13 protein-coding genes, 1 other RNA gene and 1 pseudogene are annotated in these 15,505 nt (G+C 67.3%); 13 read left to right on the forward strand and 2 right to left on the reverse strand.

The features are described 5' to 3' along the window. The first annotated feature begins 85 nt into the window (after positions 1-85). Positions 86-436, forward strand: an RNA gene (gene rnpB / locus AC5P65_RS04470) — RNase P RNA component class A. Positions 437-525: 89 nt separating this feature from the next. Here the strand turns inward: rnpB and AC5P65_RS04475 are convergent. After that, positions 526-1,005, reverse strand: a complete 480-nt coding sequence (locus AC5P65_RS04475; RefSeq protein WP_047290306.1) for a DM13 domain-containing protein — start codon at positions 1,003-1,005, stop codon at positions 526-528. 356 nt (positions 1,006-1,361) lie between these two features. Next, the gene (locus tag AC5P65_RS04480) at positions 1,362-2,114 is read right to left on the reverse strand and encodes an NRDE family protein (protein ID WP_180832829.1); all 753 of its coding nucleotides are present in this window, start codon (positions 2,112-2,114) and stop codon (positions 1,362-1,364) included. A gap of 323 nt (positions 2,115-2,437) precedes the next feature. Between AC5P65_RS04480 and mraZ the strand changes: the two genes are divergently transcribed. From mraZ to AC5P65_RS04540, 12 genes and pseudogenes are all read left to right on the forward strand, one after another. Then, entirely contained in the window at positions 2,438-2,884 is a 447-nt protein-coding gene (gene mraZ, locus AC5P65_RS04485; RefSeq protein ID WP_004143635.1) for a division/cell wall cluster transcriptional repressor MraZ, read from the forward strand. Positions 2,885-2,898: 14 nt separating this feature from the next. After that, positions 2,899-3,867 carry a 16S rRNA (cytosine(1402)-N(4))-methyltransferase RsmH gene (gene rsmH / locus AC5P65_RS04490; RefSeq protein ID WP_012479154.1) on the forward strand — a complete coding sequence of 323 codons (969 nt, stop codon included), beginning with the start codon at positions 2,899-2,901 and terminating at the stop codon, positions 3,865-3,867. Then, positions 3,864-4,127: a cell division protein FtsL gene (gene ftsL / locus AC5P65_RS04495; protein WP_005412242.1), complete on the forward strand. Its 264-nt coding sequence runs from the start codon at positions 3,864-3,866 to the stop codon at positions 4,125-4,127. Before rsmH ends, ftsL begins: the two co-directional genes overlap by 4 nt. Beyond that, complete coding sequence (locus AC5P65_RS04500; RefSeq protein ID WP_019661067.1) at positions 4,124-5,968, forward strand: peptidoglycan D,D-transpeptidase FtsI family protein; 1,845 nt, start codon at positions 4,124-4,126, stop codon at positions 5,966-5,968. The genes ftsL and AC5P65_RS04500 overlap by 4 nt, the downstream gene beginning before the upstream one ends. Beyond that, entirely contained in the window at positions 5,965-7,473 is a 1,509-nt protein-coding gene (locus AC5P65_RS04505) for a UDP-N-acetylmuramoyl-L-alanyl-D-glutamate--2,6-diaminopimelate ligase (RefSeq protein ID WP_021203427.1), read from the forward strand. Before AC5P65_RS04500 ends, AC5P65_RS04505 begins: the two co-directional genes overlap by 4 nt. Continuing rightward, positions 7,470-8,864 (forward strand): UDP-N-acetylmuramoyl-tripeptide--D-alanyl-D-alanine ligase, encoded by a 1,395-nt coding sequence (locus AC5P65_RS04510; protein WP_180832828.1) that lies wholly within the window; start codon positions 7,470-7,472, stop codon positions 8,862-8,864. Before AC5P65_RS04505 ends, AC5P65_RS04510 begins: the two co-directional genes overlap by 4 nt. Beyond that, positions 8,854-9,939: a phospho-N-acetylmuramoyl-pentapeptide-transferase gene (gene mraY, locus AC5P65_RS04515; RefSeq protein WP_019661070.1), complete on the forward strand. Its 1,086-nt coding sequence runs from the start codon at positions 8,854-8,856 to the stop codon at positions 9,937-9,939. The genes AC5P65_RS04510 and mraY overlap by 11 nt, the downstream gene beginning before the upstream one ends. 1 nt (position 9,940) lies before the next feature. Next, a complete protein-coding gene (gene ftsW, locus AC5P65_RS04520; protein WP_111098016.1) occupies positions 9,941-11,266 on the forward strand; it encodes a putative lipid II flippase FtsW in 1,326 nt (441 codons plus the stop codon). Continuing rightward, complete coding sequence (murG, locus tag AC5P65_RS04525) at positions 11,263-12,351, forward strand: undecaprenyldiphospho-muramoylpentapeptide beta-N-acetylglucosaminyltransferase (RefSeq protein ID WP_111098015.1); 1,089 nt, start codon at positions 11,263-11,265, stop codon at positions 12,349-12,351. The genes ftsW and murG overlap by 4 nt, the downstream gene beginning before the upstream one ends. Positions 12,352-12,391: 40 nt before the next feature. After that, positions 12,392-13,828 (forward strand): UDP-N-acetylmuramate--L-alanine ligase, encoded by a 1,437-nt coding sequence (gene murC, locus AC5P65_RS04530; RefSeq protein ID WP_019661073.1) that lies wholly within the window; start codon positions 12,392-12,394, stop codon positions 13,826-13,828. After that, on the forward strand, positions 13,825-14,787 hold the full coding sequence (locus AC5P65_RS04535) for a D-alanine--D-alanine ligase (protein ID WP_021203431.1): 963 nt from the start codon (positions 13,825-13,827) through the stop codon (positions 14,785-14,787). The genes murC and AC5P65_RS04535 overlap by 4 nt, the downstream gene beginning before the upstream one ends. After that, positions 14,784-15,461: pseudogene (locus AC5P65_RS04540) on the forward strand (cell division protein FtsQ/DivIB); the annotation flags it as partial. The gene AC5P65_RS04535 and the pseudogene AC5P65_RS04540, both read left to right, overlap by 4 nt. Between the last annotated feature and the right edge of the window lie 44 nt (positions 15,462-15,505).

A 15,505-nucleotide genomic window follows, 5' to 3' on the forward strand; every position in this document is an offset into this window, starting at 1 on the left:
GATCCACGCCACGCGTGCATGGATGAACAGGTCGCCGCGACCGGCACGGCAGGAAGGGCGTGCGTACGCTAGAATACGCGCTGGCGGAGTCGGCCAGACAGTCGCGTCATCCCTTCGGGGTGCCGAGGAAAGTCCGGGCTCCATAGGGCAAGGTGCCAGGTAACGCCTGGGCGGCGCAAGCCGACGGAAAGTGCAACAGAAAGATACCGCCTACGTCTTCTTCGGAAGGCCGGTAAGGGTGAAATGGTGCGGTAAGAGCGCACCGCGAGTCTGGCAACAGACCGGCACGGCAAACCCCACCTGGAGCAAGACCAAATAGGGATCCTTTGGCGCGGCCCGCGTTGGATCCGGGTAGGTTGCTTGAGCGTTGCGGTGACGTAACGCCTAGAGGAATGACTGTCCACGACAGAACCCGGCTTATCGGCCGGCTCCGCCTCTTTCTTACGGTAGGCCGAGCATGGCTCGGCTCTACAGTAGAGCCGAGCCATGCTCGGCTGCTCTTCGCCCAGATGCTTGGGATGTTGTTCAACCCGGCGTGCGGTACTGCCCGGCGGAAATGAACTGCTCGAACCGTTCGCACCACACCACTACGGTGGTGTAATCGTCCACGTTGACGCTTTCAGGCACGTCCACCAGGAAACGGTTGAAGGTCTTCACCTCGCCGATGCGCTGGGCCTGTGCCTTGATCTTCAGGAAATCGGCCTTGTTGTCGACGAAGTCACGGACCAGGTACACCTTGTAATCCGGACCCGGACCCATCTTGCCGTCGAACGCGACCTGGCGCGGGCTGACGCTGACGTTGCCTTCCGCCCAATGCACCGCATCACTGCCCTTGAGGTCGCGGCGAAAGGTGGTGCGGTAGGGGGCGTCTTTCATGGCCGCCTGCACCTGCGCAACCGGCGGGTCATCGGGGGCGATCAGGATCGGCAGGAGATAGACGCCCAGGCCGAAGCCCAGGCCGAGGGTGAGCAGGTGGGTGGCGAGCAGGATGAGGATGCGGCGCATGGGGCCTCCTTGTGGTTGCGATCGATCGCGCGGCGAAGTGCCGGGCCTGACCACCCTGGGAGGTCAGGGCCGACATTTATAGGCACAGGGCCGATTGCGAAAAGGGCACAGTCGGGTGGCTGCGATGCTGAAAGCCCTCTGGCGAGGGCGGATCGCGGTCGCGGCTGGAAGCTGAATGACGTATCAGGCGCGCTGCGCTGACGGCTGCCGGCGCGTGGATCGCGACAGCGCGCTGTGGGTAGTGCCGGCCGCTGGCCGGCAGCTTCATGGCGAATCCGAGCATCCAAAGGTTGCCGGCCAGCGGCCGGCACTACCCCGCTGGCAAGAGAATCCGCCCAGTGGCCGGGACGGCCGGGTCAGAAAATGACGTGGCTCTGTCCGTTGGCTGCGCCCTGAGGGCCGAAGCGACGCTCGTGGATCTGCCCGTGCCCTTCGGCATCGATCAGCAGCACCGTGCTGGCGCGGGTGCCATAGTCGTCGCCGCGGATGAAGGCCGGGCTCAGCCAGCGCTCGCGTTCCAATCCGATGCCGGTGTCGGGCAGGTCGCTGTCGGCGGGGCGATGTTCGTCCGCCAGGGCGGCCCAGAGCGGGGTCAGGTCCTCATCGCCGGCCTCGAACCAGGCTTCAAGCGCGGCCATCAGTCGTCGGGTCTTCGGCCAGGGTGCGTCCAGCGCGCCGTTGGACATGCCATGCACGCCCGGGCCCAGGCGCTGGCGCTCGGCAGGGTGGTTGCCCAGGAACTCCAGGCTGTCGCTATCGGCCAGCAGCAGGTTGAATGGGGCGTAGGCGCCGGCCACCGTTGCCAGTCGGTCGATATGCACGGCGGCGGGGTCGCGGCCGCGCAGGAAGTCGGCCACCAGCGCACCCCGTGAAGGACCGGTCTGTGCGGCCAGCGGGTCGCGGACATTGGTGACCACGGCCATGCGTCCACCCGCACCGACGCCGGCCCAGCCGCCGCCGGAGCGCAGGTCGCGCCCCCCGATGACGGAGGTCTCATCTTGCCAGGGGGCCAGCGCCGCTGTCGGGCGGGCGTGGAACTCATCACGGTTGCCGGTCATCACCAGCCGCCAGCGCGGGTGGTGCATCCAGCCAAGAGCGAGCAGGCACATGGCCTCATTGTGCACGGTTTGCGCAGTCTGGCGCCGCTTCCTGCCCGTCCCGCATGAATGCGCGAGCGATGTTTCACGCTCTGTCCACACCCCTGAACTTCCGTTCAATCTCAAAAATTGAGACGGATCAGCAACTTGTGGATAAGCCTTGAACAATTCTCTAAAGGTTGTTGCAAGCCATTGATGCGGCTGGCGATTTCCCCGCTGAAAAGTTGTTGACAACCCTTCGGCCGCTGCTAAGGTGGGCATCAGAGGGAAATCCGGGTGTTTTGTGGGTTTTCGTGGTTCAATGTTTCACCGGGCGAAGGATAGGTGCACGCGTCGTGTTCCAGGGCGAGACGGCCATCACAGTTGACGATAAAGGGCGCATGGCGGTTCCCACCGCTTACCGCGACCTCGTCGCGCGCGCCAGCAACAACCGTCTCGTGCTGACCTACAACCCGTTCGAAGCCGGCTGCCTGTGGCTGTATGCAGAGTCGGAATGGGAGCGGGTCCGCGACGACGTCATGTCCAAGCCCAACACCCAGCGCGTCGTGCGCCTGTTGCAGCAGAAGCTGGTCGGCTCGGCCGCCCATCTGGAACTGGACGGCAACGGTCGCATCAGCATCCCCGCCAGCCACCGCGGTGCGGTGGGCATTGAAAAGAAGGCGGTATTGCTCGGTATGGGCGACAAGTTCGAATTGTGGAGCGAGCAGGCGCATCGGGCCCTGATCCAGCAGACGTTGTCTGACGAGGATCTGGGTGATGGGTTGCTCGACCTGAAGTTGTGAGCCGGGGTGCCCGGATGCGCCCAGAAGCGCAGACCGGTCACCTTCCGGTGTCGCAGTCGCCGGCGGTGCACCTGCCGGTCCTGTACACCCAGGTCCTTGAAGGCCTGAGGGTGATCGAAAACGGACGTTATCTGGATGGCACGTTCGGTCGTGGCGGTCATGCACGTGGCGTGCTCACCCAGCTCGGTCCCGAGGGGCGCCTGCTGGTCATGGACAAGGATCCGGAAGCCATCGCCGTTGCCGAGCGCGATTTCGCGCCGGACCCGCGCGTGTCCATCTTCCGTGGCAGCTTCGCCCAGCTGCTGCAGTGGGATGCGACGGCCGAAGGCCTGGACGGCGTGCTGTTCGACCTCGGCGTGTCGTCGCCGCAGCTGGACGTGGCCGAACGTGGCTTCAGCTTCGGCAAGGACGGCCCGCTGGACATGCGCATGGATCCGGACAGTGGTGAAAGCGCCGCGCAGTGGATCAACCGCGTGGAAGAGCGCGAGATCGCCGATGTGCTGTGGACCTACGGCGAAGAGCGCCAGAGCCGCCGCATCGCCCGTGCCATCGTGGCCCGCCGTGAGAAGCAGCCCTTCTCCCGCACCGCCGAACTGGCCGAGCTGATCGCCTCGGTGATGCCGCGTGGAAAAGACAAGATCCACCCGGCCACGCGCAGCTTCCAGGCCATCCGCATCCACATCAACCGCGAGCTGGCCGATCTGGAGGCCGGCTTGGATGCCGCCGTCGAACGGCTCAAGCCCGGTGGCCGCCTGGCGGTGATCAGCTTCCATTCGCTGGAAGACCGCATCGTCAAGCAGTACATGAACCGCCTGGCCAAGGCGCCGCCGGCCAACCGCCGCCTGCCCGAGGCGGTCGCGTTCGTGCCGACGCTGGACCTGATCGGCGGTGCCATCAAGGCCACCGACGAAGAGCTGGCCGCCAACCCGCGTGCCCGCAGCGCCGTGCTGCGCGTGGCGCAGAAGCGGGAGGCCGACGCATGAGCCGGTTGCTGCTGATCATCCTGCTGGCTTCCACCGTGGCCTCGGCGATCGGCGTCGTGTTCGTGCGTCATCGTCACCGGCAGACGTTCATCGAACTGTCGCGCGCCGAGCGCAAGCGCGATGACATCAACCTGGAGTTCGGTCGCCTGCAGCTGGAACAGGCCACCCTGGCCGAAGCCAACCGTGTCGATCGCATCGCCCGCGAGAAGCTCGGCATGAAGTTCCCCGAGGCCGCCGACATCGTGGTGGTGCGGCCATGAGCAAGACCGGCCGCAACCGCCCGCGCAACGCCTTCAACCTGCGCCAGCGCCTGCGCTGGGTCGCGCTGGCGCTCGGCCTGTGCTCGGTGTCGCTGGTCGGTCGTGCCGCCTACGTGCAGATCATCAACAGCGACTTCTACCAGCGCCAGGGCGAGGCCCGTTACCTGCGCGAGCTGCCGATCAAGACCTCGCGCGGCATGATCACCGACCGCAACGGCGAGCCGCTGGCGGTGTCCACCCCGGTCGCCTCGATCTGGGTCAATCCGCAGGACCTGCTGCGTTCGCCCGAGCGCATTCCGGAGCTGGCCCAGGCGGTCGGCATGTCTGTGGATGAGCTGAGCAGCCGCCTGTCGCAGAAGTCGGACAAGGAATTCATGTACCTGCGTCGCCGGATCAATCCGGACGAGGCAGAAAAGGTGGTCGCGCTGAAGATTCCGGGCGTGGCCGCGCAGCGCGAGTTCCGCCGCTTCTACCCGCAGGGTGAGGCGATGGCGCACGTGCTGGGCTTCACCAACATCGACGACCGCGGCCAGGAAGGCCTGGAGCTGGCGTTCGACGAATGGCTGCGCGGCAAGGCCGGTGCCAAGCGGGTGATCCGCAACCGCAAGGGCGAGACCGTCGAAAGCGATCTGCTGCGCGCCGCCGAACCGGGCAAGGACCTGACGCTCAGCATCGACCGCCGCATCCAGTACCTGGCGTTCAAGGAACTGCGCAACGCGCTGGTGGCCAACAAAGCGGCCGGCGGTTCGATGGTGATCATGGACGTGAACACCGGCGAGATCCTGGCCATGGTCAACCTGCCCACCTACAACCCGAATTCGCTGACCGGCGCGCTGCCCGATGCGCGCCGCAACCGTGCGGTGACCGACCTGGTCGAGCCGGGTTCGACGATGAAGCCGTTGACGATTGCCACGGCGCTGCAGGCTGGTGCGGTGACCAAGGACACCATCATCGATACCAACCCGGGTTACATGCAGGTGGCCCGCTTCACCATCCGCGACGTGCCGCGCAACAACGGCGTGCTGAACGTGACCGGCGTGATCACCCGCAGTTCCAACATCGGCGCGGCCAAGGTCGCGGCAAAGATGCCGGACCAGGTGTTCTATGACGGCGTGCGCCGTTTCGGCTACGGCTCGGTGCCGCACAGCGGGTTCCCGGGTGAATCCGGTGGCGTGGTGCGGCGCCCGGCCAACTGGGACGGTGCCACCAAGACCACCATGTCCTACGGCTACGGCCTGAACGTGACACCGCTGCAGATCGCCACCGCCTACTCGGCGCTGGCCAATGGCGGCAAGTTGATCGCGCCGACCTTCGTCAAGGGCCAGCGCAACGAAGCGCATCAGATCATCGACGAGAGCGTCGCCAGGCAGGTGGTGGCGATGATGGAAACGGTGGTCACCCAGGGCGGCGCCAAGCAGGCAGCAGTGCTGGGTTACCGCGTAGCCGGCAAGACCGGTACCGCGCGCAAGACCGGCCCGGGTGGTTACGAGCGTGGCCATTACAACGCGCTGTTTGCCGGTGTGGTGCCGGCCACCAACCCGCGCTTCGCCACCGTCATCGTCATCAACGATCCGCAGGCCGGCAAGTTCTACGGCGGCCTGGTGTCGGCGCCGGTCTATCACAACGTGATGGAAGGCACACTGCGCCTGATGGACGTGCCGCTGGATGACCTGCAGTCATGGCTGGCCGCACAGCAGTCGGGCAAGGTCGGCCACTCGGCCTCGATCCTGCCCGCACCGCCGGCCGAGACCGCGCTGCCGGTGGATGCCGCCGCTGAATTCGATGCTGCGCTGCCGAGCGCGCACGCCCAGACGCCCCCCGTTACGGGAGGCACGCAATGAGTCCTTCGATGTTGCTTTCGCAGTTGCTTCCCGACGTGGCCCTGGCGGGCCATGATCCCGTTCTGACCGGGCTGGCGCTGGACAGCCGCGCCGTGCGTCCCGGCAATGCCTTCGTCGCCATCGCCGGTTTCGGCGCGCATGGCCTGAACTTTGTCGAGCAGGCCCGCGCGGCCGGTGCCAGCGCCATCCTGTTCGAGCCCCCGGCACCGGCCGAACTGCCGGCGCCAGCCGATGCGATCGCCGTGCCGGGCCTGCGCGCACGCATGGGTGCGATGGCCGACCAGTTCCATGGCGCGCCGTCGCGGGCGATGGCGATGGTGGGCGTGACCGGCACCAACGGCAAGACTTCCACCGTGCAGTTGCTGGCCCAGGCCTGGCACCTGCTCGGAACGCCCAGTGGCAGTATCGGCACGTTGGGCGCCGGACTTTATGGTGCGGTCGAGCCGACCGGTTTCACCACGCCGCTGGTGCTGCAGATGCATGCGCTGCTGGCACAGCTGCGCGACGCCGGTGCGCGCGCGGTGGCGATGGAGGTCAGCTCGCACGCACTGGACCAGGGCCGCGTCGATGCCGTGCACTACGACGTGGCGGTGTTCACCAACCTCACCCGCGATCACCTGGATTACCACGGCGACATGGCCAGCTACGGCGCGGCCAAGGCGCGGCTGTTCCATCGCCCGGGCCTGAAGGCAGCGGTGATCAATCTGGACGACGCCTTCGGTCGCCAGCTGTTCGCCGTCCTGCCGGTGGGCGTGCAGCCGATCGGCCTGAGTTCGCGTGGTGCCAGCGATGCCAGCGTGCGCGCCGAAGCGTTGCAGCTGGATGGTCGTGGCATTGCGTTTGAACTGGTCATCGACGGCCAGCGCGCAGCCGTGCATTCGCCGCTGCTGGGCCGCTTCAATGTGGACAACCTGCTGGCGGTGGCCGGTACCCTGCATGCGCAGGGCCAGCCGCTGCCACGCATCGCCGAGGTGCTGTCGGCGCTGCAGCCGATCCGCGGCCGCATGAACCGCCTCGGCGGCGAGAATGGCCTGCCGACCGTGGTGGTCGACTATGCACATACCCCGGACGCGCTGGAGCAAGCGCTGGGCAGCCTGCATGGTCACCTGCAGGGTACGCTGTTCTGCGTGTTCGGCTGCGGCGGCGAGCGTGACACCGGCAAGCGTCCGCAGATGGCCGCGATCGCCGAGCGCTTGGCCAACCAGGTCATCGTCACCGACGACAATCCGCGTGGCGAAGACGGTGACGTGATCGTCGCCGACATCCTGGCCGGCTTCCAGAATGCCGATGCCGTGACCGTGCAGCGCAGTCGCGCGCGTGCGATCGGCCTGGCGGTGAAGCGTGCCGGTGCCGGCGACATCATCCTGATTGCTGGCAAGGGCCACGAGCCGTACCAGGAAGTGAACGGTGTGCGCCATGACTTCGACGACACCGAGGTGGCTGCCGCTGCACTGGCGGCCAAGGCCGGTGTACTAGAGGCGCAGGCCGGGGAGGGTGCCGCGTGAAGCGCACTCTGCTTTCGCTGATCGCCCACTGGGCCGGCGGTGAGATCCACGGCGACGACGTGGCCATCGACGCGGTCAGCAATGACACCCGCAGCCTCGGTCCTGGCAGCCTGTATATGGCGCTGCGCGGCGAGCGCTTCGACGGCCATGACTTTGCCGCCGACGCACAGGTGCGCGGTGCCAGCGCGCTGCTGGTCGAGCGCCTGCTGCCGGTCGAGCTGCCGCAGGTGCTGGTGGCCGACAGCGAGCTTGCACTGGCGAAGATCGCCACCGGCATGCAGCGTGACCGGGACACCGAGGTGTTCGCGATCACCGGCAGCAACGGCAAGACCAGCGTGAAGAGCCTGCTGCTGTCGATCCTTCAGCAGGTGGCCCAGCACGCCCACAAGGTGGTCTACGCCAACCCGGGCAACCGCAACAACGAGATCGGCCTGCCGCTGGCGGTGATCGATGCGCCGGAAGATGCCGACTACGCCGTCTACGAGATGGGCGCCGGCAAGCCGGGTGATATCGCCTACCTGACCGAAATCGCCCGCCCGCGCTATGCCCTGGTCAACAACATCGCCCCGGCGCACCTGGAACGCATGGGCAGCCTGCTTGGCGTGGCCGTGACCAAGGGCGCAATCTATGCCGCACTGCCGGCCGATGGCGTGGCGGTGATCAACGCCGACGATGCCTACGGCCGCTGGTTCGAACAGCATTTCGTCGGTACCCCGGCACGCTGCCGCGTGCTGCGCTACGGTCTGGAACATACTGCTGATGTGACCGCGCGCGACATCCGCGCAGGTGCGCAGGGCAGCCAGTTCACCCTGGTCTCGCCGGCCGGCGAGGCTCGCGTGGTGCTCGGCCTGCCGGGTCGCCACAACGTCAGCAATGCGCTGGCTGCCGCCAGCCTGGCGCTGTCCGCCGGTGTCGGTCTGTCGCTGATCGCGGCTGGCCTGGCCGAGGCGCAGCCGGTACCGGGCCGCCAGATTGCCCATCTGCTGCGCAATGGCGCGGTGCTGGTGGACGACAGCTACAACGCCAATCCCGGTTCGCTGGCCGCGGCCATCGACGCCCTGGCCGCCGCGCCGGAAGAGGGCTGGCTGGTGCTGGGCGACATGCGTGAGCTGGGTCCGGACGCCGGAGCGCTGCACGCGCAGGCCGGGCTCCGCGCGCGGTCGGCCGGCCTCAAGCGCCTGTATGCGCTGGGCCCGCTCAGCGCCGCTGCCGCTACCGCTTTCGGCGAAGGCGGCCGTCATTTCGCCACCCATGACGCGCTGTCGAAGGCGCTGAAGGACGAGCTGCACGCCGGCGTGCGCTGCCTGGTCAAGGGTTCCCGTGGCAGCGCCATGGACACGATTGTCAAAGCGCTGCTGGCGCAAGGAGAGGAATCCCCGCATGTTGTATGAACTGGCTCGATGGTTGCAGCAGTTGGAGAGCCTGTTCGGGCTGTTCAACTACCAGACGTTCCGCGCCATCCTTGCCGCGCTGACGGCCCTGTTCCTGTCGCTGTGGCTCGGCCCGGCGATGATCCGCAAGCTTGCCCAGTTCAAGGGCGGCCAGCCGATCCGCAAGGACGGCCCGCAGACCCATTTCTCCAAGGCCGGTACGCCGACCATGGGTGGCTCGCTGATCCTGCTGACCGTCACCCTGTCGGTGCTGATGTGGGCCGACCTGCGCAACCGCTACGTGTGGCTGGTGCTGGCAGTGATGCTGTGCTTCGGTGCCATCGGCTGGTATGACGACTGGATCAAGATCGTCCGCCGCGACCCGAACGGGCTGAAGTCGCGCTGGAAATACCTGTTGCAGTCGATCTTCGGCCTGGCTGCCGGCCTGTTCCTGTTCCATACAGCCGACGTGCCGGCAGCGCTGACCTTCTACATCCCGATGTTCAAGTCGGTGGCGCTGCCGCTGGCCGGCATCGGCTTCGTGGCGATCGCCTACTTCTGGATCGTCGGCTTCTCCAATGCGGTGAACCTGACCGACGGCCTGGATGGGCTGGCGATCATGCCGACCGTGCTGGTGGCCTGCGCGCTGGGCGTGTTCGCCTACGCCTCGGGCAACGTAGTGTTCGCCAACTACCTGCAGATCCCGCAGATCCCGGGGGCCGGCGAACTGGTCATCATCTGCGCGGCCATCGCCGGCGCGGGCCTGGGCTTCCTGTGGTTCAACACCTATCCGGCCATGGTGTTCATGGGCGACATCGGCGCGCTGGCGCTGGGCGCGGTGCTGGGCACCATCGCGGTGATCACCCGCCAGGAGCTGGTGCTGGTGATCATGGGCGGCGTGTTCGTCATCGAGACGCTGTCGGTGATGATCCAGGTGGCCTCGTTCAAGCTGACCGGCAAGCGCGTGTTCCGCATGGCGCCGATCCACCACCATTTCGAACTGAAGGGCTGGCCGGAGCCGCGCGTGATCGTGCGCTTCTGGATCATCTCCGTCGTGCTTGTGCTGATCGGCCTGGCCACGTTGAAGGTGCGCTGAGATGAACGACCTGTCCCGCCAGGCAACACGCCTTGAAGCCATCGAAGGCAGCTACGACAAGTGGCTGCTGGGCGCGATCATCGCGCTCACCGGCATTGGCGTGGTGATGGTGGCGTCCAGCTCGATCGCGCTGATGAGCAGCCCGTTCTACTACCTCAACCGCCACCTGATCTTCCTGGCGGTGGGTATCGTGCTGGCGGTGCTTGCCGCCCGTACCGAGCTGAAGTCCATCGAGCAGTACAACCAGATGCTGCTGCTGGGCTGCTTCGTGCTGCTGCTGGCGGTGTTCGCGCCGGGCCTGGGCAGCACGGTCAACGGTGCGCGCCGCTGGATCAACCTGGGCATCTCCAAGTTCCAGACGGTCGAGGCGGTGAAAGTGCTCTACATCGTCTGGCTGTCCAGCTACCTGGTGCGCTTCCGCGACGAGGTCAACGCGACTTGGCCGGCGATGCTCAAGCCGCTGGGCGTGGCCGGTGCGCTGGTGGTGCTGTTGCTGCTGCAGCCGGACTTCGGCTCGTCCACCCTGCTGCTGGCGATCACCGCCGGCATGCTGGTGTTGGGCGGGGTGAACATGCCGCGCATGTCGATGCCGGTGATCATCGGCCTGGTCGGCATGAGCGCCCTGGCGATCATCGAGCCGTACCGCATGCGCCGCATCACCTCCTTCCTGGACCCGTGGGCCGACCAGCAGGGCGACGGCTACCAGCTGTCCAACGCGCTGATGGCGGTGGGCCGTGGCGAGTGGACCGGCGTCGGCCTGGGCAACTCGGTGCAGAAGCTGTACTACCTGCCCGAAGCGCATACCGACTTCATCTTCTCGGTCACCGCCGAGGAATTCGGCTTCCTGGGCACCTGCGTGATCGTGGCCCTGTACGCGCTGCTGGTCGGCCGGACCTTCTGGCTGGGCATGCGCTGCGTGGAAATGAAGCGCCACTTCTCTGGCTACATCGCCTTCGGCATCGGCCTGTGGATCAGCATGCAGACCTTCGTCTCGATCGGCGTGAACCTGGGCATCCTGCCGACCAAGGGACTTACTCTGCCGCTGATTTCCTCCGGCGGTTCGTCGGTGCTGATGACCTGCGTTGCGATGGGCCTGTTGCTGCGCGTGTCCTATGAACTCAAGCGTGCCGAGCGCCGCCAGGCCGTGCGCATCGGTGGTGCCGAAGACGCATCTGCTGAGCCGGTGGGCGAGCCAGCCGTGCAGGTGGCCGCCAGCGCGCCGATCAGCGCCGGGGCGACGGCCGCAGCTCCAGCTCCAGCAAACGCCACGCGCGGCACCAGCCGCCTTCAGTCGCGTATCGAACCGACCTTCGGGAGGCTGTCATGAGCGCGGCCACCGATAGCGTGCGTCCGGTGATGATCCTGGCCGGTGGCACCGGCGGTCACATCTTTCCCGGCCTGGCTGTGGCCCGCGTGCTGCGCGAGCGCGGCGTGCCGGTGACCTGGATGGGCGCCGACGGCGCGATGGAAACGCGACTGGTGCCGCAGCACGGCATTCCAATCGACACGCTGGCCATCACCGGCCTGCGCGGCAAGGGCAAGCTGGCCCTGCTGGGCGCGCCGTGGCGGCTGATGCGCGCGCTGCGCGCTGCCGGCATGATCATCCGCAAGCGCCAGCCGCGCGCGGTGGTCGCCTTCGGTGGCTTTGCCTCCGGCCCCGGTGGCATGGCCACCCGCCTGCACGGCCTCCCGCTGCTGGTGCACGAACAGAATCGCGCGCCCGGCATGACCAACCGCATCCTGTCGCGCTATGCGCGCCGCCTCCTCACCGGCTTCCCGGGTACCTTCGCCGAGCGTGAGGAGTTCGTCGGCAATCCGGTGCGCGCAGAGATCGCCGCCACCGCACCGCCGGAACAGCGCTTCGCCGACCGCCACGGACCGCTGCGCGTGCTGGTGGTTGGCGGCAGCCAGGGCGCGCGTGCACTGAACACCGGCGTGCCGCAGGCGATCGCCGCACTCGGCCCCGGCATTCCGGTACAGGTGCGCCACCAGAGTGGCGAGAAAATGCACGCCGAAGCGGTGGAGGCGTATGCAAAGGCCGGCGTGCTGGCCGACATCACGCCGTTCATCGCCGACATGGCCGAGGCCTTCGCCTGGGCCGACCTGGTGGTGTGCCGCGCGGGCGCTTCGACGCTGGCCGAGCTGTGCGCGGTCGGTGTCGGCAGTGTGCTGGTGCCATTCCCCGCTGCCGTCGACGATCACCAGACCCGCAATGCGGAGTATCTGGTCGAGCGCGGTGCTGCGGTTTTGCTGAAGCAGGACGGAACGCTGGCCGACGGCATTGCCGCACTGCTGCGCGATCTGTCCGAAAATCCCGCCCGCCGCATGCAGATGGCGCAAGCCGCGCGTGCCCTGGCCAAGGTCGATGCCGCCGAGCGCATCGCCGATATCATTCTTGAGGAAGCTGTATGAAGAAGGCATGCCACCGCGCCTGCCCTGCGCGAGGCCGCGCATGATCCGTCGCCTGCACGACACCAACGACCTGGTGCGCGCGTTCCCGCGCGTGCATTTCGTCGGCATCGGCGGCACCGGCATGAGCGGTATCGCCGAAGTGATGCTGACGCTGGGCTATGAGGTGTCCGGCTCGGACAACGCCGACAACGTGGCAACCCGTCGGCTGGCCAGCCTGGGTGCGCGCATCATGCGCGGCCACTCGGCAGCCAACGTACTGGGCACCGACTGCGTGGTGGTCTCCAGTGCCATCCGCGAAGACAACCCGGAACTGATGGAAGCGCGCAGCCAGCGCATTCCGATCATGCCGCGTGCGGCGATGCTGGCCGAGCTGATGCGCTTCCGCCGCGGCATCGCCGTGGCCGGTACCCATGGCAAGACCACCACCACCAGCCTGACTGCTGCGGTGCTGAGCGAAGGTGGCCTGGACCCGACGTTCGTGATCGGTGGCCAGCTGCTGGCGGCCGGTGCCAACGCCAAGCTGGGCGGAGGCCAGTGGCTGGTGGCCGAGGCCGACGAAAGCGATGGCAGCTTCCTGCGCCTGAACCCGCTGATGTCGATCATCACCAACATTGATGCCGACCATCTGGAAAACTACGGCAACGACTTTGCCCGCGTGCAGGCGGCGTTCGCCGAATTCCTGCAGCGCCTGCCGTTCTACGGCCTGGCCGTGCTGTGCATTGATGACCCGGAAGTGGCCGCGCTGGCCGCCAAAACCCCGCGTCACGTGATGAGCTACGGCATGAGCCCGCAGGCCGACGTGCGCGCCGAGAACGTGGTGCAGGAAGGGCCGCGCATGCGCTTCACCCTGCGCCTGCCGCAGGGCACCAGCCAGGAAGTGGTGCTGGCGCTGCCGGGCAGGCACAACGTGCTCAACGCGCTGGCCGCCGCCGCAGTGGGCTGGCAGCTGGGCGTGGCGCCGGATGCCATCGCGCGTGCGTTGGAAAGCTTCGCCGGTGTCGGCCGTCGCTTCAACGATCTGGGCGAAGTGACCACCGCCAGTGGTGCCAAGGTCCGTATCATCGATGACTACGGCCATCACCCGAGCGAGCTGGAGGCCGTGTTCGCCGCGGCCCGCGGTGGCTGGGCTGACAAGCGCCTGGTGGTGGCCTTCCAGCCGCACCGCTACAGCCGCACCCGTGACCAGTTCGACAAGTTCGCTGCGGTGCTGTCCAGCGTCGACGCACTGGTACTGAGCGAGGTCTACCCGGCCGGTGAGGAACCGATTGCCGGTGCCGACTCGCATGCGCTGGCCCGCGCCATCCGCGCCCGCGGTCGCAGCGAGCCGGTGGTGGTGGGCAAGGCTGCCGAACTGGCCAGCGTGCTGCCGGACGTGCTGCAGGACGGTGACCTGCTGCTGATGATGGGGGCGGGCGATATTGGCGCCGTGGCCACCCACATCGCGGTGGAAGGCTTCAAGGGGGAGGGCGAGGCGTGAGCACGCTGACCTTCCCGCCGCTGCGCGTGACCGACCCGGCTGTGTTCGGTCGCGTCGCCGTGCTGCTCGGTGGCACTTCCAGCGAACGCGAGGTGTCGCTGGATTCCGGCCGCAACGTACTGGAAGCACTGCAGTCGCGCGGTGTCGATGCGTTCGCGGTGGACGGCATTCCGGCGCTGGCCAAGGCGCTGGCTGCCGGCGGCATCGACCGTGTGTTCAACATCCTGCACGGCCACAACGGTGGTGGTGAGGACGGCATCGTGCAGGGCCTGATGGACGCCTTCGGCGTGCCGTACACCGGCTCGGACGTGCTGGGCTCTGCGCTGAGCATGGACAAGATCCGTACCAAGCAGGTGTGGTTGTCGCTGGGCCTGCCGACCCCGCAATACCGCAAGGTCGACGCATCGAACGTGCATGCACTGGCGGCCGAGCTGGGCCTGCCGGTGGTGGTCAAGCCGGCCAACGAAGGCTCCAGCGTGGGCATCAGCCGGGTCACCGACGAGGCTGGCCTGGACGAGGCCGTGACCCTGGCCGCGCGCTACGACGGCCAGTTGCTGATGGAGCAGATGGTGGTGGGCGATGAGCTGACCGTGGCCATCCTCGGCGACGTTGCCCTGCCGTCGATCCGCATCGTGCCCAAGGGCCAGTGGTACGACTACAACGCCAAGTACATCGCCGAGGACACCCAGTACCTCTGCCCGGGCCTGGAGGGTGGCGACGAAGCGGAAATCCGCCGCATCGCGCTGGCCGCGTTCCGCGCGGCCGGCTGCCGTGGTTGGGGCCGCGTGGACGTGATGCGCGACCGCAGCAGCGGCCGCTTCTTCCTGCTGGAAGTGAATACCGCGCCGGGCATGACCAGCCATTCGCTGGTACCCAAGGCGGCCCGCCAGGCCGGCATCGGTTTCGAGGAACTGGTGTGGCGCGTGCTGGAACAGACCCTGGAGGCTTCGCACGCATGAACGCGGTGCTGCGCATCTTCGTCTGGCTGTTGGCGCTGTCGGTGGTTGCACTGCCGGTGGTGGCCGTGGTCAATGGCTGGGTCGGCGCCGAGCGCTGGCCGCTGGCGAAGCTGCGCGTGCATGGCGAGTTCAAGCGGGTACCGGCCGAGCAGCTGCAGCAGGTGCTGCTGCCGTATGCGCGCGCCGGCTTCTTCGCGGTCAAGCTGCAGGACGCGCAGGACGCACTGGAAAAACTGCCGTGGGTGGAAAGCGCGCGGGTGCGCAAGCAGTGGCCGGACGTGCTGGAAGTGACCCTGGTCGAGCACAAGCCGTTCGCGCGCTGGGGCAACGACCGCCTGGTTTCCGAGCAGGGCAAGTTGTTCCCCACGCCGAAGAAGCTGGCCGACCTGGCGTTGCCCGAACTGGACGGCCCGGACAGCCAGACCGAAGAAGTGATGAAGCTGTACAGCGACTCGCGTGCATTGTTCGCACCGGCCGGCGTCGATGTGCGCCGGGTAACGATGGATGCACGCGGCAGCTGGTCGCTGGTGCTGAGCAACGGCACCGAAGTGGTGGTCGGCCGTGACGATGCGCGCTCGCGCCTGCAGCGCTTCGTCAAGGTACTGCCACAGCTCAACCGCCAGGACGCGCCGATCGAGCGCGCCGACCTCCGCTACACCAATGGTTTCACGCTGAGCTGGGGTACCCCGGCCACGCCGGCGAAAACGCCGGCGACCCC

Source organism: Stenotrophomonas sp. YJH_SMC_48-3 (genome assembly GCF_059369375.1).

Coding starts and splice junctions, on each gene's coding strand:
- AC5P65_RS04475 (WP_047290306.1), bottom strand. CDS start 1,005: ATGCGCCGCATCCTCATCCTGCTCGCCACCCACCTGCTCACCCTCGGC.
- murG (WP_111098015.1), top strand. CDS start 11,263: ATGAGCGCGGCCACCGATAGCGTGCGTCCGGTGATGATCCTGGCCGGT.
- ftsW (WP_111098016.1), top strand. CDS start 9,941: ATGAACGACCTGTCCCGCCAGGCAACACGCCTTGAAGCCATCGAAGGC.
- AC5P65_RS04500 (WP_019661067.1), top strand. CDS start 4,124: ATGAGCAAGACCGGCCGCAACCGCCCGCGCAACGCCTTCAACCTGCGC.
- murC (WP_019661073.1), top strand. CDS start 12,392: ATGATCCGTCGCCTGCACGACACCAACGACCTGGTGCGCGCGTTCCCG.
- ftsL (WP_005412242.1), top strand. CDS start 3,864: ATGAGCCGGTTGCTGCTGATCATCCTGCTGGCTTCCACCGTGGCCTCG.
- AC5P65_RS04480 (WP_180832829.1), bottom strand. CDS start 2,114: ATGTGCCTGCTCGCTCTTGGCTGGATGCACCACCCGCGCTGGCGGCTG.
- AC5P65_RS04505 (WP_021203427.1), top strand. CDS start 5,965: ATGAGTCCTTCGATGTTGCTTTCGCAGTTGCTTCCCGACGTGGCCCTG.
- rsmH (WP_012479154.1), top strand. CDS start 2,899: ATGCGCCCAGAAGCGCAGACCGGTCACCTTCCGGTGTCGCAGTCGCCG.
- mraY (WP_019661070.1), top strand. CDS start 8,854: ATGTTGTATGAACTGGCTCGATGGTTGCAGCAGTTGGAGAGCCTGTTC.